This window comes from Neisseria sp. P0008.S010, from assembly GCF_051962715.1.
In the GTDB taxonomy this organism is placed as follows: Bacteria; Pseudomonadota; Gammaproteobacteria; order Burkholderiales; family Neisseriaceae; genus Neisseria; species Neisseria elongata.
Genome location: NZ_JBQCVA010000255.1, coordinates 1 through 282, shown reverse-complemented (window position 1 = coordinate 282; position 282 = coordinate 1). Strand labels below are relative to the sequence as shown.

Here is a 282-nt window from a genome sequence, read left to right as displayed (position 1 = left end):
AAATCGGTACGTTTGTTACCGGTCGGGTTGGTTACGGCAGTCGCAGTATCAGCCAGGTTGCTCTTCACATTGGCCAAAGTAGTCGGCTTAGTGGTGTTGCCGGCCGCATCCTGCATGCTGGCAATCACGTCACCGTCCGGAACTTGGGTACCTGCGCCGTTAGGCTGGGTGTAGAAGTTGCCGTCGGTGTGTTTGTACACTTTGTCGCCGTTGCCTTTGGTGTATACCACCGGTGTCTGGGCATTCTGCACCACGGTTTGGGCATCTAATGTGTAGGTGTAG

1 protein-coding gene is annotated in these 282 nt (G+C 55.0%); it reads right to left on the bottom strand.

Going from position 1 to position 282, the window contains the following annotated elements; translation table 11 throughout:
* The coding region (locus tag ACTHSL_RS13475; RefSeq protein WP_440381710.1) for a hypothetical protein at window positions 1-282 on the bottom strand (282 nt) is incomplete at both ends.